Genomic DNA, 21,325 nt, shown 5'->3' on the forward strand with positions numbered 1-21,325 from the left:
GGTCCACAAGGGCCGGACGTTCCTTTATTACTTCTAACGTTATTCCCTTTGGGTATTTTATTCACGGTGGTTATTTCCTATATCGTTCACGCCATATCTTGTTATAACAAGTTAGGATCAACCCATGGCGCAACTGCTTCCACTGTCTCCCGTCCCGCTCTACAGCCAGCTCAAGGACTTGCTGCGTACGCGCATCCTTGACGGCACCTATCCGCCCCTGGCGCGGATGCCCTCGGAGAACGACCTGGGCCAGTCCTTCGGGGTCAGTCGCATCACCGTGCGCCAGGCCCTGGGGGATCTGCAGAAGGAAGGGCTGATCTTCAAGATCCACGGCAAGGGCACTTTTGTCGCCAGGCCCAAGGCGTTTCAGAACGTCTCTACCCTGCAGGGCCTGGCCGAGTCGGTGACGCAGATGGGCTACGAAGTGCTCAACCGCGTGCGCAGCTTCAAGCAGGTGGCGGCTTCGGCGCGGGTTGCCGAGCGCCTGGCGCTGCCCGAGGGCAGCCTGGTCAGCGAAATCAAGCGGGTACGCCTGATCAACCGCGAGCCGGTGTCCCTGGAAATCACCTATCTGCCCCACAGCGTCGGCGAGAAGCTGGAAAAGGCCGACCTGGCCACCCGCGACATCTTCCTGATCCTGGAAAACGATTGCGGGATTGCTCTCGGCCACGCCGACCTGGCTGTCGACGCGGTGCTCGCCGACGCCGAGCTGGGCCTGGCCCTGGACGTGGAGGAGGGGGCGCCGATCATGCGCATCGAGCGCCTGACCCACGATGCCGAAGGCGCTCCGCTGGATTTCGAATACCTCTACTACCGTGGCGACTCCTTCCAGTACCGCCTGCGTATCGACCGTCAGAAGGACGCGCGCCCATGAGCCCGATCAATACCCTTGAACAGGAATACGACATCGTGGTCATCGGCGGCGGCACTGCCGGGCCGATGGCGGCGATCAAGGCCAAGGAAAAGAACCGCGACCTGCGTGTGCTGCTGATCGACAAGGCCAACGTCAAGCGCAGCGGCGCCATCAGCATGGGCATGGACGGCCTGAACAATGCGGTGATTCCGGGCCACGCCACGCCGGAGCAGTACACCAAGGAAATCACCGTCGCCAACGATGGCGTGGTCAATCAGGCCGCGGTGCTGGCCTACGCCGAATACAGCTATGAAACCATCCGGCAACTGGACCGTTGGGGCGTCAAGTTCGAGAAGGACGAGACCGGCGACTACGCGGTGAAGAAGGTCCATCACATGGGCGCCTATGTGTTGCCGATGCCCGAGGGCCACGACATCAAGAAGGTGCTCTATCGCCAGCTCAAGCGCGCCCGGGTGCAGATCACCAACCGGCTGATCTCGACCCGCCTGCTGACCGATGCCGAAGGCACGGTGAACGGCGTCATGGGCTTCGATTGCCGCACCGCCGACTTCCATGTGATCAAGGCCAAGGCGGTGATTCTCTGCTGCGGCGCCGCCGGCCGCCTGGGCCTGCCGGCCTCGGGTTACCTGATGGGCACCTACGAGAACCCGACCAATGCCGGCGACGGCTACGCCATGGCCTATCACGCCGGGGCGGAACTGGCGAACCTGGAGTGCTTCCAGATCAACCCGCTGATCAAGGACTACAACGGCCCGGCGTGTGCCTACGTCACCGGTCCGCTGGGTGGCTACACCGCCAACAACAAGGGCGAACGCTTTATCGAGTGCGACTACTGGAGCGGCCAGATGATGTGGGAGTTCCATCAGGAACTCGAAGGCGGCAACGGTCCGGTATTTCTCAAGCTCGATCACCTGGCCGAGGAAACCATCCAGAACATCGAGGAAATCCTGCACAGCAACGAACGTCCCAGCCGCGGCCAGTTCCATGCCGGGCGCGGCACCGACTACCGCCAGCAGATGGTCGAGATGCATATCTCCGAGATCGGCTTTTGCAGCGGTCACAGCGCCTCGGGTGTATGGGTCAACGAACGGGCGGAAACCTCGGTCAAGGGCCTCTACTCGGCCGGTGACATGGCCGCCGTGCCGCACAACTACATGCTCGGCGCGTTCACCTATGGCTGGTTCGCCGGCTTCAACGCCGCCGATTATGTTGCCGGACGCGATTTCACCGCGCTGGACGCCGAGCAGATCGCTCGGGAAAAGGCCCGTGTCTATGCGCCGTTGCAGCGCGAACACGGCCTGCCGCCGGCTCAGGTCGAGTACAAGCTGCGGCGCTTCGTCAACGATTACCTGCAGCCGCCCAAGGTCACGAAAAAGATGGAAATCGGCCTGGAACGTTTCGCCGCCATCGAGGCCGACCTCGACCAGATGAAGGCCGGCAACCCCCATGAGTTGATGCGTGCCCTGGAAGTCTCGGTGATTCGCGACTGCGCGGAAATGGCCGCCCGTGCCTCGCTGTTTCGCAAGGAAAGCCGCTGGGGCCTGTACCACCACCGGGTCGATTATCCGTTGCGCAATGACGCCGAGTGGTTCTGCCATTGCCATCTGAAGAAGGATGAAGACGGGCGGATGGTCAGCTTCAAGAGGCCGGTCGAACCTTATCTGATCGCGCTCGATGCCGATGAGCAACAAGCCTACAACCGTTTGCGGGTCGCCAACGAAGCGGCCTGAAACACGCAACCTGTAGGAGCCGGCTTGCTGGTGATAGCGGTCTGTCAGCTGAAACTTCCTGACCTGATCCACCGCTATCGCCAGCAAGCCGGCTCCCACAAGGAATGCATCTCTTCAGGTTGAGCGACTGTTAACAAGAATATAGAGGACACCGTGCCATGGCCTTCCAGCCCCAGGAAATATTCTTTCGCAGCAATGCGCCGGTCACCGTCGATGAGGACAAATGCATCGCCCACAAGGGCTGCACCGTCTGCGTCGATGTCTGCCCGATGGACCTGCTGGCGATCAACCCGGCGACCCAGAAAGCCTATATGGCCTTCGATGAGTGCTGGTACTGCATGCCTTGTGAAAAGGACTGCCCGACCGGTGCGGTGAAGGTGGAGATTCCCTACCTGCTGCGCTGAGCCGGCAAACGCCACACCCATGAGACTCATAAGAAAAAACGCCACCGGCCAACCACCGGACGCCTGATCCAGCACCCCTCGTTTCCCACCCCGGGTCCCGGCGGCGGAGACGACTCCATCTTTCATGATTCGAGGGGAAACACCCATGCGTGCACGCATCACTCTTGCCGGCCTGGCTCTGGCCCTGAGCGCCTTTGGCGTCCAGGCCGAGACTATCCGTATCGCCATCGGCACCCAGGACAGCACCATCAACTGCGCCGCCGGCGGCCTGTTGATCCGCGAGCTCGGGCTGCTCGACAAGTACCTGCCCAAGGACGGCGCCTACAAGGACGCCCGGTACGATATCCAGTGGAAGAACTTCACCAGCGGCGCGCCGCTGACCAATGAAATGGTCGCCGGCAAACTCGACTTCGGCGCCATGGCCGATTTCCCCGGTGCGCTCAATGGCGTGGCCCATGAGGCGGCGGGCAAGCACAGCCTGTTTATCAGTGTGCTGTCGGGCAGCATCGACGGCAGTGGCAACGGCGTCGTGGTGCCCAAGGACTCGCCGGTGCAGTCGTTCAGTGAACTCAAGGGCCAGACGATTTCCGTGCCTTTCGCCTCGACCGCCCACGGCATGTTGCTGCGGGCCATCGCGGCGCAGGGTTGGGACCCGGACAAGGACGTGACAGTGATCGCCCAGCCGCCGGAAGTCGCCGGCTCCGCCTTGCAGGCCAACAAGATCGCCGCCCACGCCGATTTCGTGCCGTTCGCCGAACTGTTCGAGAACCGCGGTTTTGCCCGCAAGATCTATGACGGTTCCCAGGCCAAGGCGCCGACCTTCCATGGCGCACTGGTGGACAGCGATTACGCCAGGCGCTACCCGGAAATCGTCGTCGCCTACCTGCGCGCCAGTATCGAAGCCAACCAGTTGCTCGCGGCCGATCCGGAAAAGTACAGCGAACTGATCGAGAAGGTCGCCGGGGTCGAGGCCGAGGTCAATTACCTGTTCCATGGCCCGCTGGGTCTGCAGACCCGCGACCTGACCTGGAAACCCGAGTACCGCAAGGCCGTTGCCACGGCCATCGACACCCTGAAGTTGTTGAAGAAGGCCGACCGGGGACTCAATACCGACACCTTTATCGATGATCACTTCATTCGCGAAGCCTTCAAGGCGTCTGGTCTCGACTACGACAAGCAACTGGCCAACTACGCCCAGCAGCCGCTGGTGGCCAACGATGCGCTGAGCGGCAAGCCGATCACCGATCCGAAGCAAGTCGCGCAGATCTGGCTCAAGGGTGAACCGAAAGTACGCAGCTATGCCTCGCCCGAGGCGGCCCTGAGCGACCTGGCGAACCTGAAGAAGGCCGGCAGGGACGTGCGCGCGGTCTATGCCCAGGCCAGCGACAGCGGGATCAAGATGCTCGCCCCGCAAGCCTGGTTTGTCAGCGATGCCAAGGGCCGGCTCAACGCTTTCCTGCTCAAGGAACAAGCCCGGCAGTTCGCCCAGGCCCATGGCGGTGAGGTACGGGATTTCGCCGATGCCAGCCGCCAGGCCCTGGCCCAGCGTTGAGGTGAAGGCATGAGTCGCTGGTCTGTCGATCTCGGGCGCCGCTGGAGTCTGCGCCTCGCTTCATTATTGCTCTGCCTGGGAGCCTGGCAGGTGGCGGCGCGCATGCATCTTGACCTGGGACTGGTGACCTTTCGCAACGTACCGTCGCCGGTCGAGGTGGTACAGGCGGCGTGGGCGTTGTTCAACTCCCATGCACTGCCCAGGCATCTGCTCAGCAGTCTCGGCCGGGTCGCCAGCGGCTATCTGGCGGCGGCATGGGTGGCGGTGGCGCTGGGCCTGGCCATTGGCCGCTCGAAGTGGGCCGAGGACCTGCTGCTGCCGCCGCTGGAGGTGCTGCGACCGATTCCGGCGGTGGCCTGGATTCCCCTGGCGATCCTGATGTTTCCGTCTTCGGAACTGTCGATGATCTTTATCACCTTCACCGGTGCGCTGTTCCCGATCCTGCTCAATACCGTGCATGGCGTCGAGTCGGTGGACCGGCGCCTGATCGCCTCGGCCCGCAGCCTGGGGGCGGGGCGCCTGGCGATCCTGTGGGAGGTGATCATTCCCGGCGCCGCGCCGAGCATCGTCACCGGCCTGGCCATCGGCATGGGCACGTCGTGGTTCTGCCTGGTGACCGCGGAAATGATCTCCGGCCAATGGGGCATCGGTTACTACACCTGGGAGGCCTACACCTTGCAGAACTACGCGGACATTATCGTCGGCATGCTGTTGATCGGCGTGCTCGGCATGGCCAGCAGCGGCCTGGTCAAACGTTTCGGGGCGCGGCTGACGCCCTGGTACCGCCCGCAGGAGAAACGCTGATGAGTGTCGCCGAACGTTTTGCCGCGGCGGGGCGGATCGCCATCGAGAACCTGTCGATTCACCTGGGTAGCGGCCCCGACGCCTTCGAGGCGGTGCAGGCGCTGAGCTTTGATGTGACGCCGGGTGAGTTCGTCTGCATTCTCGGGCCGTCCGGGTGTGGCAAGTCGACCCTGCTCGGTGTCCTGGCCGGCCACCTGGCACCCAGCGGCGGTTCGTTGCGGGTCGACGGTCAGCCGGTCGACGGGCCCTCGCCGAGCAGGGGCATGGTGTTCCAGCAACATACCCTGTTGCCCTGGCGACGGGTGCTGGACAACGTTGCCTTCGGTCTGAAGATGCAAGGCATCGGCAAGACCGAACGCCAGCGCCAGGCCCGCGAGTTCCTCGGCTGGGTCGGGCTGGAGGACTTTGCCGGGCACTGGCCGAGCCAGTTGTCCGGCGGCATGCAGCAACGGGTCGAGATCGCCCGGGTGTTGATCAACCGGCCGAAGCTATTGCTGATGGACGAGCCTTTCGGTGCCCTCGACGCCCAGACCCGCAGCCAGATGCAGGCGTTGCTGCTGGATATCTGGGGACGGATCCAGACCACCGTGGTGTTCGTCACCCACGATATCGACGAGGCGCTGTTCCTGGCCGACCGGATCCTGGTGATGAGCCCGCGTCCGGGCCGGTTTATCGAAGACCTGCGCCTGGGCTTTCCCCGGCCGCGTCAGCCGGAACTGCTGACCAGCCCCGAATTCGTCCGCCTCAAGCGCCATTGCCTGGAACTGCTGCGGCACCAGGATGGTCGTCAACTACCGCGCCTGACTCCCCTCGGGCTGCCCCTTGAAAACACCCAACCGCGATTTGCCCTATGACCGACCTGATCAGCGACAACCCCGACATTCTCGACCTGCAACCGCGCCTGGAACATGAAGACGCCGGCGTACGCCGCATCGCCCTGATCGATCTGGCCGACCTGGAAGACCCGGACGCCTTGCCCTGGTTGATCCAGCCTCTTGAGGCCGACCCGGACGGCGACGTGCGCGCCGAGGCCGCGCGCCTGCTGGAAGCCTGGGAAGAACCGCAGGTGGTCAGTGCACTGTGCAAGGCCTTGCTCGACTGGGACCACAAGGTCCGGGTGGCGGCGGCCCAGAGCCTCAGCCTGCTGAAGACCGAAGAGGCCGGCCACGTGATCCTGCCATGGGCCGCTCACCCCGATGTGTTTGTCCGCAGCAGCGCCCTGAGGGCCTTGCGCGAGCTGCGCCTGGACGAAAGCGCGCCCGTCGCCCTGCAAGCCCTGCAGGACCCGCAAGCCAGCGTCCGTCGTGAAGCGGTGGGGATTCTCGGCTGGCTCAAGCAACTCGATGCGCTGCCGGCATTGGCGCGCCTGGCCAGTGCCGACCCCGAGCCGGAAGTGCGCCGTGTGGCGGCCGGAGCCCTGGGCCTGGCCAGTGACCCTTCGGTATTGCCGGCGTTGCAGTCGGCCTTGCTGGACCCTGCCTGGCAGGTTCGCGAAGAAGCGGCCACCACCCTGGGCAAGGTCGGTCTCGGGCAGGCCGGTCCCGCCCTGGAGGCGGCGCTGGCCGACGACTACTGGCAGGTTCGCCTGCGCGCCGCGCGTTCATTGGGGCGCCTGCGCCATGTCGGCGCCCTGACGGCGCTGATCGAGCTGCTCGGTCACAGCATCAGCAACCTGCGCAAGGAAGCCGCCCTGGCTTTGGGCGAACTGGGGCAGCGCGAGGCGGTTGCGCCATTGCAGGCCGCGCAGCATGACGGTGACCCGGAAGTGCGCAAATCGGTGCGTATCGCCCTGGCCCAACTGGGCGTCGGTGGCGTCTGATGCAGCCCCTGGCGGTGCGCAATGTACGCGGCGAGGGGCACCTGCTGTTGACCTGGGCCGATGGTCAGCAGCCCCTGGCTTATGCCCGGTTGCGTGCCGCGTGTCCCTGCGCGCAGTGCCGGGCGGCGCGCTTGCAGGGCCGTATCGACCTGGTCGCGGCCGAGGTGCGCCTGGTCGAGATCAACCTCCAGGGTTATGGCGTGCAACTGGTGTTCGACGACGGCCACCAGCAGGGCATCTATCCCTGGATTTATCTGCGGGAACTGGGCTGAGCGGCCCGCTGTGAGCGCCTGTATCGGCTCTACGACGTTTGATGGCTACACAAACCGCGCCTGGCACGGTTATTCTGGAGGGCACGGGGTTACCAGTCGGCAGGGGAAGGGTTCAATGGAAAAAGTCATCGTCATCACCGGCGGCAGCCGTGGTATCGGCGCGGCGACTGCGTTGTTGGCGGCACAGCAGGGTTATCGGATCTGCATCAACTACATGAATGATGACGCGGCCGCTCATGAGGTGCTGGAGCAGGTCCGGGCCCTGGGTGCACAGGCCATCACGGTGCGGGCGGATGTCAGTATCGAGGACGAGGTGATCCGTCTGTTCAGCCGGGTGGACGCCGAGCTTGGCCCGGTCACCGCGCTGGTGAACAACGCCGGCACCGTCGGGCACAAGTCGCGGGTCGATGAAATGTCCGAATTCCGCATTCTGCAGACCCTGAAGACCAACGTGCTGGGCCCGATCCTCTGCGCCAAGCATGCGGTGTTGCGCATGTCGCCACGCCATGGCGGGCAGGGCGGCAACATTGTCAACGTGTCCTCGGCGGCGGCGCGGCTCGGTTCGGCCAACGAGTACGTCGACTATGCCGCCTCCAAGGGCGCACTCGACACCTTCACCACGGGCTTGTCCAAGGAGCTCGCGGGCGAGGGCATCCGGGTCAACGCCGTGCGCCCCGGTTTCATCTACACCGGCTTCCATGCGCTGAGCGGCGATGCCGACCGGGTCAGCAAGCTGGAGTCGGCGATTCCCATGGGCCGTGGCGGCCGCGCCGAAGAAGTGGCCGAGGGCATTATCTGGCTGCTTTCGGACAAGGCTTCCTATGCCACCGGGACCTTTATCGACCTGGCCGGCGGCCGCTGAGTCGGTTTTTGTCGCCAGAGTGTCGTTCCGGTGCACCCAGGGTTATGTCCATATCCTCAGTATGTGACGGCTGAAATTCACCGCCAGCGCTGACTTGCTCAGCCGTCACAGAGGATTGCCCGATGACCGTCACTTTCCGTCCGGCGCTACGCGCGGATGCCCGCGAGATCGCCCGGCTGTTCCAGATTTCCTCGGAGGGGGCGGCCGACTATATCTGGAGCCGGATCGCCGAGGAGGGCGAGTCGCTGCTGGATGTCGGCGAGCGCCGCTACCGCCGCGAGGGCGTGGAGTTTTCCTATGAGAACTGCTTGATGGCGCAGGCAGATGGCCAGGTCATCGGCATGCTGCACAGCTACCCGATGCTGCACGACCCCGATCCGGCACCGGCCACCGATCCGGTCCTGGCACCCTACGCCGACCTGGAAATCCCCGATACGCTGTATATCTCCAGCCTGGCCCTGCACGAAGGCTGGCGCAACCAGGGACTGGGCGCACGCTTTCTCGACCTGGCCCGCCAGCGCTGCGCGACTCTCGGGCTCAAGGGCCTGAGCCTGATCGACTATGCGATGAACAGCGGTGCCTGCCGCTTCTACACCCGCCACGGTTTCCGGATTGTCGGTGAATGCCAGGTCGTGCCCCATCCGCTGATCCGGGTGACGGGGGCGGCGTACCTGATGCATTGGCCCTCGACCGCGATCAAGACTGACGTTTGAACGCGGTCCCCGTAGGAGCCGGCTTGCCGGCGATGGCGTCCGGATAGACACCGCCAGGCTCAAGGGCTTCATCGCCGGCAAGCCGGCTCCTGCAGCGGTCGTGTGCTCATTGGTCCAGCAGCGACCGCACGATCCGCCCCAAGGTTTCCATCGCGTGCTCCGACACCTCGCTCCACGGGCTGCCGTAGTTCAAGCGGATGCAATTGCGAAAGCGTCGGGTCGGCGAAAAAATCGGTCCCGGGGCCAGGCTGATGCCTTGGGCCAGCGCAATCTGGAACAGCTTCAGCGAGTCCATCTGTTCCGGCAGTTCCAGCCACAGGAAATAACCGCCGGCCGGTTGGCTGACCCGGGTCTGTGCCGGGAAGTAGCGGCCGATGGCCGCGAGCATGGCACTTTGCTGTTCTTCCAGGGCATAGCGCAGGCGGCGCAGATGGCGGTCGTAGCCGCCGTGTTGCAGGTAGTCGGCGATGGCCGCCTGGGCCGGCATCGAGGCACAGAGCGAGGTCATCAGCTTCAGCCGTTCGATCTTCTGCGCGTAGCGTCCCGCCGCGACCCAGCCGATGCGATAGCCGGGGGCCAGGCTCTTGGCGAAGGAACCGCAGTGCATCACCAGGCCTTCGGTGTCGAAGGCCTTGGCCGGCTTCGGGGCCTGCTGGCCGTAATAGAGTTCGGCGTAGACATCGTCCTCGATCAGCGGCACCTGATGCCCGCGCAGCAGTTCCACCAGTGCCTGTTTCTTCGCCTCGGGCATGGTCGCGCCCATGGGATTCTGGAAGCTGGTCATGCACCACACGGCCTTGATCGGGTGGCGTTCGAGAGTCTGCGCCAGCACGCCGAGGTCGATGCCGTCCCGTGGGTGCACGGGGATTTCCACCGCCTTGAGTTTCAGTCGCTCGAGTATCTGCAGGCAGGCGTAGAACGCCGGGGCTTCGATGGCGACCAGGTCGCCGGGCTCGGTGACGGCTTGCAGGCACAGGTTCAGCGCTTCCAGGGCACCGTTGGTGATCAGCAGCTCCTCCATGGGCAGCATCAGCCCGCCGACCATGTAGCGCAGGGCGATCTGCCGGCGCAGTTGCGGATTGCCCGGCGACAGATCGGTGACCACCATGCGCGGGTCCATCTCGCGGCTGGCGCTGGCCAGGGAGCGGGCCAGGCGTTGCAGCGGAAACAGCGTCGGGCTGGGGAAGGCCGAGCCGAAGGGCACGGTGCTCGGGTCCTTGATCGAGTCGAGCACCGAGAACACCAGCTCGCTGACATCGACCTTGGTGGATTCGTGGACCTGGTGGCTGATCACCGGCTCCGAGAACGGGCTCGGTGCATGGGTATTGACGAAGTAACCCGAGCGCGGCCGGGCGCGAATCAGCCCGCGACGCTCCAGCAGGTAGTAGGCCTGGAACACCGTGGACGGGCTGACGCCGTAGGTCTGGCTGGCATAGCGCACCGACGGCACCCGTTGTCCGGGCCCGAGGACTCCGGAGCGGATCAGTTCGGCGATATCGTCGGCGAATTTCTCGTAGCGTTTCATGGTGGCTTGGCTCATTCGATACGGGCACGCAAGTCTTGTTCGAGGGGCGTTCCCGGGGCTTCTCGCGCCCGGGGATTCTATGTCATCAGCGATTCAGCGGGGCGACAAAGCGGCTTTTTGCCACGCTGTAGATGCCGGGCTCATCATCATCGATCACCCGGAAGTTGAGTTCCTGGGAACTGCTTGCCGGTTTGTCGGTGGTCATCGCTACCGACACCGGGAAATCGGCGATCTCGCCGGCGGCCAGGCTCAGTTCGGTCTTGCCCTGTAACTGGAAACCCTCGCTGTCGAGCAGTTCCAGGCGGTACTGCTGGTGCTGCTGGGTCTTGTTGATGACCTTGAGGCTGTAGATATTCTCGATCTGCCCCTGGCTGTTTTCGCGGAACAGGCCACGGTCCTTGCTGACGTCCAGTGACACCATCGGCCGTTGCACCAGCGCTACCACCAGCGCGCCGATCATGATCAGCAGCACCGCGCTGTAGCCGATCAGGCGTGGTCGCAGCAGATGGGTCTTGCCGCCCTGCAACTGGTGCTCGGAGGTGTAGCTGACCAGGCCACGGGCATAACCCATCTTGTCCATGATCGAGTCGCAGGCGTCGATGCACGCCGCGCAGCCGATGCATTCCATCTGCAGGCCGTCACGGATGTCGATGCCGGTGGGGCAGACCTGCACGCACATCTGGCAGTCGATGCAGTCGCCGAGGCCGACGCTGGTCGGGGCCACTTCACGCTTGCGCGGGCCACGATTCTCGCCACGGGCGGCGTCGTAGGAGATGGTCAGGGTGTCCTTGTCGAACATCACGCTCTGGAAGCGCGCGTAGGGGCACATGTGCATGCACACCGCTTCGCGCAGCCAGCCGGCGTTGATATAGGTGGCGCCGGTGAAGAACAGCACCCAGAACAGGCTGACACCGCCGATTTGCAAGGTCGCCAGCTCCTGGACCAGCGGCCGGATCGGCGTGAAGTAACCGACGAAGGTCAGTGCGGTCAGCAGGCTGATGGCCAGCCACAGGGTGTGCTTGGCGGCGCGCCGGGCCAGCTTGTTCGGACCCCAGGGTGCGGCCTGCAGCTTGATCCGCTGGTTGCGCTCGCCCTCGGTGATTTTCTCGCACCACATGAACAGCCAGGTCCATGAGCTCTGCGGGCAGGTATAGCCGCACCAGACCCGCCCGGCGAACACGGTGATCGCGAACAGGCCGAAGGCGCAGATGATCAGCAACGCCGAGAGCAGGATGAAGTCCTGGGGCCAGAAGGTCGCGCCGAAGATATGGAACTTGCTGTTCGCCAGGTCCCACAGCACCGCCTGGCGCCCGCCCCAGTTCAGCCAGACGGTGCCGAAGAACAGCAGGAACAGGAAGCCTGCACCACTCAGGCGCAGGTTGCGGAACAGGCCGGTGAAGCTGCGGGTATGGATCAGGTTGTCGCTGGACTTGGCCTTTATCTTCCTGGGCTGCTGCAGGTCGGGGTGTAAAGGCTCGAAGGTTTCAACTATCTGGACGGGGATTCGTTCGCTCATGGTCTGTCGCTCATCAGCCTCCATCAGGCCAGGGCACTATGCCGAGCGAACTGTATGCATAACAGACTCAGGTATCTGAATAAAAAGCGGATCAGATGGCCGCGCGCGCGCGCCTGCGACACCTTGTCCCAGCGCGTGCTGCGCCACGGTTGGCGTGCCCGCCGCTGCTTGGCACAAGGGCAGGGCGGGCACGCTGACACGGGTCAATCAAATCACCGAATCACTGGAAGTGGCCTTCACATGGTGGCGGCCATCGACTGCACCCGCGACGGTCAGCGCATCGGCTTCTGCTTCGGTAATCACGATCGACTGGCCGTCGAGTTCCGCGCGGGACATGCTCAGGGCGTCATCAGTGGTGATGGTCACGTCCTTGGCCGAACCGTGGACCTCGATGTGGTCTCCTTCCAGGGTGCAGGTCTGGCTGCGTAGATCGATCTTCACGGGCATGGTGTTCTCCTTTTTCTCCGGCTGATAAGCATTAGGGTTCCCGGGCCGGCCATCGTTCGCTGCAGCCGATTAGCGGTCATGGACCGAACCGGCGCACTGGCGCGGGTGTCCACCGCTTATCGAGCATAAAGAGGGCGGGATCATGGAAGCCTGGTGGCACACCGTATGGACGACGTTGCAAGCCGAGTTCGCCGATATCGGCGATGCCCAGCAGGTGACCCGCATCACCTTGCGCCTGTTGATTGCCGCCCTGCTCGGCGGGGTGCTGGGCTTCGAGCGGGAGCAGAAGGGCAAGGCCGCGGGGGTGCGCACCCACATGCTCGTCGCGATGGGGGCGGCGCTGTTTGTGCTGGTGCCGCAGATGTCCGGCGCCCAGGCCGATGCGATGAGCCGGGTGGTGCAAGGGGTGATCGCCGGCATTGGCTTCCTCGGTGCCGGCACGATCCTCAAGGGCCATGCCGACGAGGAGGGCCAACACGTCAAAGGACTGACCACCGCCGCCGGTTTGTGGATGACCGCCGCCATCGGCGTGGCGGCGGGGCTGGGGCGCGAGTCGACGGCCGTACTGAGCACCGTCCTCGCCCTGGCGGTGTTCAGCCTGATGCCCAAGGTCGTGCGGCTGCTGGAAAAACAGCCGCCCGAATCGTAGCCCGCATCCGCGTCTATGCTTGCTGCGCGATCACCGGCGGCATGGTGGTCGGCGGGTCGATCTTCGGTGGCGGGGTGGTGTCGGGCGGTTCCTGCTCCGGTATCGGTTGTGGCCCGGTCGGCGGCAAGGTCGGTTTATCGATATTGGGATCGGGCGTTTCCGCCGGAATCGGAATATTCATGAAGTGGCCTCTTTTATGCGTGGTCCGAGCATGTGGGGCGCCCGGCACCGTGTGTAGCGATGGACCCTGTGCGTTCGCGTTTGACTGCACTTTTTTGACGAGTGGACGTTGCCGGCATATCCGTCTGAACTTTTAACGCGCCGTCCGGCTCCGAACTTGAGCGGCCTTTCAGGATGAAGCCAGCCGCGACGAATCATGATCATGCAGGGTAGAGCGTCCACAGGACGTAAGGAGTGATGCTCGATGACAGCTGATAAATCGTTGGACGAGGAAATCACCGAAGTCCTGCCGTTGTCCCAGGCGCTGTTGCTGCCACGCATCGCCATCGAGAACGTGACGCCGTCCGTCGATGGCGGGCAGTTCGCGGTCAAGGCGGTGGCCGGGCAGGAGCTCACGGTGAGTGCCAAGGTGTTTACCGATGGGCATGACAAGCTGGCGGTGATGCTGGCCTGGAAAGCCACCGATGCGGCCGATTGGCAGCGCTCGGTGATGAGCGACCAGGGTAATAACGCCTGGCAGGGCCGGCTGCGGGTCGGTGGCCAGGGGCATTATGTGTACCGGATCGAAGCCTGGATCGATCAGTTCGGCAGTTTTTGCTACGAACTGGAGAAGAAATTCGTTGCCGGGGTGCTGATCGACCTGGAGTTGCAGGAGGGCCGCGAACACGTCCGCCAGGCCATCGAACGCAGTCAGGGCGATCTGGTGCAACGCCTGACGGCTTTGCATGAGGAACTGTCGCACCTGTCCAACGACGGCCAGGTCGAGTGTTTTCTCAAACCGGCCACGGCGGTGCTGATGCGTCTCGCGGACCATCATGCCTATCTCAGCCGCAGCTATGATTTTCCCCTGGAAGTCGAGCGCAGCCTGGCGCAGTTCGCCAGCTGGTACGAGCTGTTCCCGCGTTCCGTCACCGATCGCGCCTCGCGCCACGGCACCTTCAATGACGTGCATGCGCGCTTGCCGGCGATCCGTGACATGGGCTTCGACGTGTTGTACTTCCCGCCGATCCATCCCATCGGCCGACGCCATCGCAAGGGCCCGAACAATGCCCTGACTGCCGGCCCCGACGATCCGGGCAGCCCTTATGCCATCGGTAGCGAAGAGGGCGGGCACGAGGCGATTCATCCGCAGTTGGGCAGCCGCGAGGATTTCCGCCGACTGGTGGCCGCCGCCGCCGACCACGGCCTGGAGATCGCCCTGGATTTCGCCATCCAGTGTTCCCAGGACCATCCCTGGCTGCAGCAACATCCCGGCTGGTTCAACTGGCGGCCGGACGGCACGATCAAATACGCCGAGAACCCGCCGAAGAAATACCAGGACATCGTCAACGTTGACTTCTACGCGGCCGAGGCCATTCCCAGCCTGTGGATCGAGCTGCGCGATATCGTCGTCGGCTGGGTCGAGGAGGGCGTGAAGATCTTTCGCGTCGATAACCCGCACACCAAACCACTGCCTTTCTGGCAATGGCTGATCGCCGATGTTCGCGGCCGTCATCCCGAAGTGATCTTTCTCGCCGAGGCCTTCACCACGCCGGCGATGATGGCGCGCCTGGGCAAGGTCGGTTATTCCCAGAGCTACACCTACTTCACCTGGCGCAACACCAAGGCCGAGCTGGCGAGCTACTTCAGCGAACTGAACCAGTCGCCCTGGCGCGAGTGCTACCGGCCGAATTTCTTCGTCAATACCCCGGATATCAACCCGGCCTTCCTGCACGAGTCGGGTCGCGCCGGGTTTCTTATCCGCGCGGTGCTGGCGACCATGGGCTCCGGCCTGTGGGGCATGTATTCGGGGTTCGAGATCTGCGAATCGGCACCGGTGCCGGGCAAGGAAGAGTACCTGGACTCGGAGAAGTACGAGATCCGCCCGCGGGACTTCAATACGCCGGGCAACATCATTGCCGAGATCGCCCAGCTCAACCGTATCCGCCGCCAGCACCCGGCCTTGCAGACGCACCTGGGGTTGCAGGTCTACAACGCCTGGAACGACAACATCCTGTACTTCGGCAAACGCACCGCCGACCGCAAGAGCTTCATCCTGGTGGCGGTCAGCCTTGACCCGCACAACGCCCAGGAGGCGCATTTCGAACTGCCGCTGTGGGAGTTCGGATTGCCCGACGATGCCGCGACCCGCGGTGAAGACCTGATGAATGGCCATACCTGGACCTGGCACGGCAAGACCCAGTGGATGCGCATCGAACCCTGGCACCAGCCGTTTGGCATCTGGCGGATCACCACGATCTGATTGTGGCGAGGGGGCAAGCCCCCGCTGGGCTGCGAAGCGGCCCTGAATCCAGGCTACGGCTGCGCCGCCGAGCGGGGGCAAGCCCCCTCGCCACCATTTAAGGAGTTACCCATGGCGAAGAAATCCCGCCCAGCGACCTTTATCAATGACCCGCTCTGGTACAAGGACGCGGTCATCTATCAAGTGCATGTAAAGTCCTTTTTCGACTCGAACAACGACGGCATCGGCGATTTTCCCGGCCTGATCGCCAAGCTCGACTATATTGCCGACCTCGGCGTCAACACGATCTGGCTGTTGCCGTTCTACCCCTCGCCACGCCGCGACGATGGCTACGATATCGCCGAATATCGCGGGGTCCACCCCGACTACGGGACCCTCGCCGATGCGCGGCGGTTTATCACCGAGGCGCACAAGCGTGGCCTGCGGGTAATCACCGAACTGGTGATCAACCACACCTCCGACCAGCACCCCTGGTTCCAGCGGGCCCGCAAGGCCAAGCCGGGCTCCAGTGCCCGGGACTTCTACGTGTGGTCCGATACCGACGACAAGTACAACGAGACCCGGATCATCTTTCTCGACACCGAGAAGTCCAACTGGACCTGGGACCCGGTCGCCGGCCAGTACTTCTGGCACCGTTTCTACTCCCACCAGCCGGACCTGAACTTCGACAACCCGCAAGTCATGAAGGCGGTGCTGTCGGTGATGCGCTACTGGCTCGACATGGGTATCGACGGCCTGCGCCTGGACGCCATTCCCTACCTGATCGAACGCGACGGCACCAATAACGAGAACCTGCCCGAGACCCACCAGGTGCTCAAGCGGATCCGTGCCGAAATCGATGCCCATTACCCCGACCGCATGCTGCTGGCCGAGGCCAACCAGTGGCCGGAAGATACTCAGTTGTATTTCGGTGACCAGAAGGGCGACAACGGCGACGAGTGCCACATGGCCTTCCACTTTCCGTTGATGCCACGCATGTACATGGCCCTGGCCCAGGAGGATCGCTTTCCGGTCACCGATATCCTGCGCCAGACCCCGGAAATTCCCGCCAACTGCCAGTGGGCGATTTTCCTGCGTAACCACGATGAGCTGACCCTGGAGATGGTCACCGACCGCGAGCGCGACTACCTGTGGAACCACTACGCCGCCGACCGCCGCGCCCGGATCAACCTCGGTATCCGCCGTCGCCTCGCGCCGTTGATGGAGCGTGATCGTCGGCGGATCGAACTGCTCAACAGCCTGCTGCTGTCGATGCCGGGCACGCCCACCCTGTATTACGGCGATGAAATCGGCATGGGCGACAATATCTACCTGGGTGACCGCGATGGCGTACGCACGCCGATGCAGTGGTCCATCGACCGCAACGGCGGTTTCTCCCGCGCCGACCCGGCCAGTCTGGTATTGCCGCCGATCATGGACCCGCTCTACGGCTATCCGTCGGTGAACGTCGAGACCCAGGCCGGCGATCCCCATTCATTGCTGAACTGGACCCGGCGCCTGCTGGCGGTGCGCAAGCAGCAGAAGGCCTTCGGCCGTGGCAGCCTGAAAATGCTTTCGCCGGCCAACCGCCGGATTCTCGCCTACACCCGCGAATACACCGGGCCGGATGGCAAGAGCGAAATCATCCTGTGTGTCGCCAACGTCTCGCGTACCGCCCAGGCGGCGGAGCTGGACCTGTCGCACTTCGCCGGCAAAGTGCCGGTGGAGATGCTCGGGGGTAACGCCTTCCCGCCCATCGGCCAGTTGAATTTCCTGCTGACCCTGGCGCCCTATGGTTTCTACTGGTTCCTCCTGGCGGCCGAGAGCCAGATGCCCAGTTGGCATGTGGAGTCGCCCCAGAGCCTGCCGGACTTCACCACCCTGGTCCTGAAAAAACGCCTCGAAGAATTGCTCGAAGCCCCTTCGCGCACCACCCTGGAGCAGGTTTCGTTGCCCGAGTGGTTGCCCAAGCGGCGCTGGTTCGCCAACAAGGATGCCGCCATCGAACAGGTGCACCTGGACTATGGCCTGCGTTTCGGCGATGCGCAGCAGCCGGTGCTGCTCAGCGAAGTCGAGGTGACCGTCGGCGGCCAGGTCAGTCGCTACCAGATCCCTTTCGGCCTGCTGGCCGAAGAGCAGATCAATGCCGCGCTACCCCAGCAACTGGCGTTGGCCCGGGTCCGTCGCGGGCGCCAGGTCGGCCTGATCACCGATGCCTTCAGCCTTGAAAGCTTTGTGCGCGCAGTGATCCAGGGCCTGCAGGCGGGCAGCGTACTGAGCGGCAGCGCGGGCGAGCTGCACTTCCAGGCCAGCGCCGAACTGCTGGCGCAGCCGCTGCCGGCGGATGCCGAGGTGCGCTACCTGTCCGCCGAGCAGTCCAACAGTTCGGTGGTGGTGGGCGAGCGGGTGATGCTCAAGTTGATCCGCAAGGTCAGCGCCGGGATTCATCCGGAACTGGAAATGAGCGCCTACCTGAGTGCCGCCGGCTTCAAGCATATTTCGCCGTTGCTGGGTTCGGTGGTCCGCCGTGATCAGGACGGTGGGGAAAGCCTGCTGATGATTGCCCAGGGCTTGCTCAACAACCAGGGCGATGCCTGGGTCTGGACGCAGAATAACCTGGAGCGGGCGATCCGCGATGAACTGGCCGACGGCACGGTCGAGCACCCGCAGCCGTTCAATGCCCTCGACGAACTGGCGAATTTTGCCGGTTTGCTGGGTCAACGCCTGGGTGAGATGCACGAGGTGTTGGCCGCGCCGACCGCCAACGCGGATTTCAGCGCCCAGGTCAGTACCGCCAAGGACAGTCAGGCCTGGGGCAAGCAGATCGGCAGCCAGCTAACCCGGGCCCTGCAATTGCTCGAACAGCATCAGGCGCGACTTGCGCCGGCGGACCAGGTCCTGGTCACGCACCTGGTCGCGCGGCAAAAAGCCATCGTCGCCCATGTCCAGGCCCTCGCCACGCAGGTGCGGGGCGGCTTGCGCATTCGCGTGCATGGCGACCTGCACCTGGGGCAGGTGCTGGTGGTACAGGGCGATGCCTACCTGATCGACTTCGAAGGCGAACCGGCGCGTTCGTTGCAGGAGCGTCGGGGCAAGCACAGTCCGTACAAGGATGTCAGCGGGGTGCTGCGCTCGTTCGACTATGCCGCGGCAATGGCCCTCGACCGTTCTCACGCCGCCGACTCCTCGGCCGCGGCGCAGGCCGCGCTGCAGCGCGTCGCCGAGCGCTACCTGAAGGATTCGCGCAAGGCTTTTATCCGGGCATATCGGCAGGCAACGACTAGTCTTGCTCATGCATGGCAGGACCCGGCGGGCGCGGAAGCGGCTCTGGCCCTGTTCAGTCTGGAGAAGGCTGCCTACGAAATTGTCTATGAGGCGGAGAACCGTCCAGCCTGGCTCCCCGTGCCATTGCACGGTTTGAGCGGGTTGTTGAGTGAGGTGAAATCCTTGTCCGGTGGAGAGCAGCAATGAGTACAAGTAAGGAACAAGGTAAAACGAAGGCCAGCCTGTTACCCGCCAGCCACGATATCGAAGCGCTGGTGCGCGCCGAACACCAGGACCCGTTTGCCATTCTCGGTCCCCATGATGACGGCGCGGATGGGCAGTTTATCCGCGCGTTCCTGCCGGGCGCCCTGAGCGTCGAGGTCCTTGCCCGTGGCAGCGAGGAGCTGCTGGGTAGCCTGGACAGCAGCGCGGTACCTGGCTTGTATGTCGGTCACCTGGCGGATCGCCAGCCCTACCTGCTGCGTGTCCAGTGGGCCGGTGGCGAGCAGATCTGCGAAGACCCCTACAGCTTCGGCCCCTTGCTGGGGGAGATGGACCTGTACCTGTTCGCCGAGGGCAATCACCGTGACCTGAGCGGTTGTCTCGGTGCCCAGGTGATGACGGTCGACGGCATCGACGGTGTGCGTTTCGCGGTGTGGGCACCGAATGCCCGGCGGGTTTCGGTGGTCGGCGATTTCAATATCTGGGACGGCCGTCGCCATCCGATGCGCCTGCGTCATTCGAGCGGGGTCTGGGAAATCTTTATCCCGCGCCTGCATCCGGGCGAGGCCTACAAGTACGAGATCCTCGCCGCCGATACGATCCTGCCGCTCAAGGCCGACCCGGTGGCCCTGGCGACCCAGTTGCCGCCGGATACCGCCTCGCGGGTGGCCTCGCCGTTGCGCATCGACTGGCAGGACCAGGAATGGATGCAGGCCCGTGGCGAACGGCAACGGCCGAACGCACCGCTGTCGATCTATGAGCTGCACGCCGGCTCCTGGCAGTGCGAGATCGATGAGGTGGGCGAGGTGTCCCGTCAGTACAGCTGGGGCGAACTGGCCGAGCGGCTGATCCCCTATGTCCGGCAACTGGGCTTCACCCATATCGAACTGATGCCGATCATGGAGCATCCCTTCGGCGGCTCCTGGGGCTATCAACCGCTGTCGCAATTCGCGCCCAGTGCACGGTATGGCACGCCGGACGAATTCGCCGCCTTCGTCAACGCCTGCCACCAGGCCGGTATCGGCGTGATCCTCGACTGGGTGCCGGCGCATTTTCCCACCGATACCCATGGCCTGGCGCAGTTCGACGGCACGGCGCTGTACGAGTATGGCAACCCGCTGGAAGGCTTTCACCAGGATTGGGACACGCTGATCTACAACCTGGGGCGCACCGAGGTGCACGGTTTCATGCTGGCTTCGGCGCTGCACTGGCTCAAGCATTTCCATGTCGACGGGCTGCGGGTGGATGCGGTGGCGTCGATGCTCTACCGCGACTATTCGCGCCAGGCCGGGGAGTGGGTGCCCAATCGCCACGGCGGCCGCGAGAACCTCGAGGCCATCGACTTCCTGCGCCATCTCAACGATGTGGTGGCCCTGGAAGCACCGGGCGCCCTGGTTATCGCCGAGGAGTCCACGGCCTGGCCGGGAGTCAGCCAGGGCACCCAGCAGGGCGGCCTGGGTTTCGCCTACAAGTGGAACATGGGCTGGATGCATGACTCGCTGCATTACATCCAGCAGGACCCGGTGTACCGCGCGCACCACCATAACGAGCTGAGCTTCGGCCTGGTGTACGCCTGGTCCGAGCGTTTCATCCTGCCGATTTCCCATGATGAGGTGGTGCACGGCAAACATTCGCTGATCGACAAGATGCCCGGCGACCGCTGGCAGAAGTTCGCCAACCTGCGCGCCTACCTGAGTTTCATGTGGGCGCATCCGGGCAAGAAGCTGCTGTTCATGGGCTGTGAGTTCGGCCAGTGGCGCGAATGGAATCACGACCAGCAACTGGACTGGTACTTGCTGCAATATTCCGAGCACCTGGGCGTGCAGAAGCTGGTCAGCGATCTCAACCAGCTCTATCGCGAGGAGCCGGCGCTGTACGACCAGGACGATGCGCCCCAGGGCTTCCAGTGGCTGATCGGCGATGACGCCACCAACAGTGTCTACGCCTGGTTGCGCTGGAGCCGCGAGGGGCGGCCGCTGCTGGTGGTCGCCAACTTCACCCCGGTGCCGCGCGAGGCCTACCGGGTCGGCGTGCCCTTTGCCGGGCAGTGGAAAGAGGTGATCAACAGCGATGCGGCGATCTATGCCGGCTCCAATTATGGCAATGGTGGCGGGGCTTTCACCGAAGACCACGCCAGCCATGGCCAGGCCACGTCTCTGGTGTTGAACCTGCCACCGCTGGCGGTGTTGATGTTGCAGCCGCAAGGCTGAGGCGACTGATCCCGTGGCGAGCGGGCAAGTCCGCTCGCCACAAATGATGCCCGGCGCGAGT

18 protein-coding genes are annotated in these 21,325 nt (G+C 64.0%); 14 read left to right on the forward strand and 4 right to left on the reverse strand.

Annotated features, from left to right (window positions below; genetic code table 11):
- The first annotated feature begins 124 nt into the window (after positions 1–124).
- The 10 genes from HX851_RS15550 to HX851_RS15595 all read left to right on the forward strand — a co-directional run bounded on the left by HX851_RS15550 (position 125) and on the right by HX851_RS15595 (position 9,030).
- Positions 125–874, forward strand: coding sequence for a GntR family transcriptional regulator (locus HX851_RS15550; protein ID WP_177060804.1), 750 nt, complete (start codon positions 125–127; stop codon positions 872–874).
- A 5-nt stretch (positions 875–879) separates the two neighbouring features.
- On the forward strand, positions 880–2,604 hold the full coding sequence (locus HX851_RS15555) for a fumarate reductase/succinate dehydrogenase flavoprotein subunit (protein ID WP_177061033.1): 1,725 nt from the start codon (positions 880–882) through the stop codon (positions 2,602–2,604).
- Between the two features lie 158 nt (positions 2,605–2,762).
- Positions 2,763–3,008, forward strand: a complete 246-nt coding sequence (locus tag HX851_RS15560; RefSeq protein ID WP_017125004.1) for a 4Fe-4S dicluster domain-containing protein — start codon at positions 2,763–2,765, stop codon at positions 3,006–3,008.
- A gap of 145 nt (positions 3,009–3,153) precedes the next feature.
- On the forward strand, positions 3,154–4,560 hold the full coding sequence (locus tag HX851_RS15565; RefSeq protein WP_177065835.1) for an ABC transporter substrate-binding protein: 1,407 nt from the start codon (positions 3,154–3,156) through the stop codon (positions 4,558–4,560).
- Between the two features lie 9 nt (positions 4,561–4,569).
- Positions 4,570–5,364: an ABC transporter permease gene (locus tag HX851_RS15570; RefSeq protein WP_177060800.1), complete on the forward strand. Its 795-nt coding sequence runs from the start codon at positions 4,570–4,572 to the stop codon at positions 5,362–5,364.
- Positions 5,364–6,218, forward strand: a complete 855-nt coding sequence (locus HX851_RS15575; RefSeq protein ID WP_177065833.1) for an ABC transporter ATP-binding protein — start codon at positions 5,364–5,366, stop codon at positions 6,216–6,218. Before HX851_RS15570 ends, HX851_RS15575 begins: the two co-directional genes overlap by 1 nt.
- The gene (locus HX851_RS15580) at positions 6,215–7,183 is read left to right on the forward strand and encodes a HEAT repeat domain-containing protein (RefSeq protein WP_177065831.1); all 969 of its coding nucleotides are present in this window, start codon (positions 6,215–6,217) and stop codon (positions 7,181–7,183) included. The genes HX851_RS15575 and HX851_RS15580 overlap by 4 nt, the downstream gene beginning before the upstream one ends.
- Positions 7,183–7,455 (forward strand): DUF971 domain-containing protein, encoded by a 273-nt coding sequence (locus HX851_RS15585; protein WP_439899223.1) that lies wholly within the window; start codon positions 7,183–7,185, stop codon positions 7,453–7,455. Before HX851_RS15580 ends, HX851_RS15585 begins: the two co-directional genes overlap by 1 nt.
- Before the next feature lie 115 nt (positions 7,456–7,570).
- On the forward strand, positions 7,571–8,317 hold the full coding sequence (locus tag HX851_RS15590) for an SDR family oxidoreductase (RefSeq protein ID WP_177060793.1): 747 nt from the start codon (positions 7,571–7,573) through the stop codon (positions 8,315–8,317).
- Between the two features lie 122 nt (positions 8,318–8,439).
- A complete protein-coding gene (locus HX851_RS15595; RefSeq protein WP_177065830.1) occupies positions 8,440–9,030 on the forward strand; it encodes a GNAT family N-acetyltransferase in 591 nt (196 codons plus the stop codon).
- A gap of 106 nt (positions 9,031–9,136) precedes the next feature.
- On the opposite strand, the gene mapR is transcribed toward HX851_RS15595, so the two are convergent.
- From mapR to HX851_RS15610, 3 genes are all read right to left on the reverse strand, one after another.
- Complete coding sequence (mapR, locus tag HX851_RS15600; protein WP_177060789.1) at positions 9,137–10,555, reverse strand: GntR family transcriptional regulator MpaR; 1,419 nt, start codon at positions 10,553–10,555, stop codon at positions 9,137–9,139.
- Between the two features lie 85 nt (positions 10,556–10,640).
- On the reverse strand, positions 10,641–12,071 hold the full coding sequence (gene ccoG / locus HX851_RS15605; protein WP_177060787.1) for a cytochrome c oxidase accessory protein CcoG: 1,431 nt from the start codon (positions 12,069–12,071) through the stop codon (positions 10,641–10,643).
- Positions 12,072–12,278: 207 nt separating this feature from the next.
- A complete protein-coding gene (locus HX851_RS15610) occupies positions 12,279–12,518 on the reverse strand; it encodes a DUF3203 family protein (protein WP_177060785.1) in 240 nt (79 codons plus the stop codon).
- Positions 12,519–12,660: 142 nt separating this feature from the next.
- Here HX851_RS15610 and HX851_RS15615 point away from each other — a divergent pair, with 142 nt between their 5' ends.
- Positions 12,661–13,167, forward strand: a complete 507-nt coding sequence (locus tag HX851_RS15615) for an MgtC/SapB family protein (protein WP_177060783.1) — start codon at positions 12,661–12,663, stop codon at positions 13,165–13,167.
- Positions 13,168–13,180: 13 nt separating this feature from the next.
- On the opposite strand, the gene HX851_RS15620 is transcribed toward HX851_RS15615, so the two are convergent.
- Positions 13,181–13,348, reverse strand: a complete 168-nt coding sequence (locus HX851_RS15620; RefSeq protein WP_177060781.1) for a hypothetical protein — start codon at positions 13,346–13,348, stop codon at positions 13,181–13,183.
- Positions 13,349–13,591: 243 nt separating this feature from the next.
- Between HX851_RS15620 and HX851_RS15625 the strand changes: the two genes are divergently transcribed.
- From HX851_RS15625 to glgB, 3 genes are all read left to right on the forward strand, one after another.
- Positions 13,592–15,589 (forward strand): alpha-1,4-glucan--maltose-1-phosphate maltosyltransferase, encoded by a 1,998-nt coding sequence (locus HX851_RS15625; RefSeq protein ID WP_177065828.1) that lies wholly within the window; start codon positions 13,592–13,594, stop codon positions 15,587–15,589.
- 111 nt (positions 15,590–15,700) lie between these two features.
- A complete protein-coding gene (gene treS / locus HX851_RS15630; RefSeq protein WP_177065825.1) occupies positions 15,701–19,039 on the forward strand; it encodes a maltose alpha-D-glucosyltransferase in 3,339 nt (1,112 codons plus the stop codon).
- Positions 19,036–21,264, forward strand: a complete 2,229-nt coding sequence (gene glgB / locus HX851_RS15635; RefSeq protein WP_177060774.1) for a 1,4-alpha-glucan branching protein GlgB — start codon at positions 19,036–19,038, stop codon at positions 21,262–21,264. Before treS ends, glgB begins: the two co-directional genes overlap by 4 nt.
- Positions 21,265–21,325 lie beyond the last annotated feature (61 nt).

Source organism: Pseudomonas gingeri (assembly GCF_013385635.1).
Lineage (GTDB): Bacteria > Pseudomonadota > Gammaproteobacteria > Pseudomonadales > Pseudomonadaceae > Aquipseudomonas > Aquipseudomonas gingeri_A.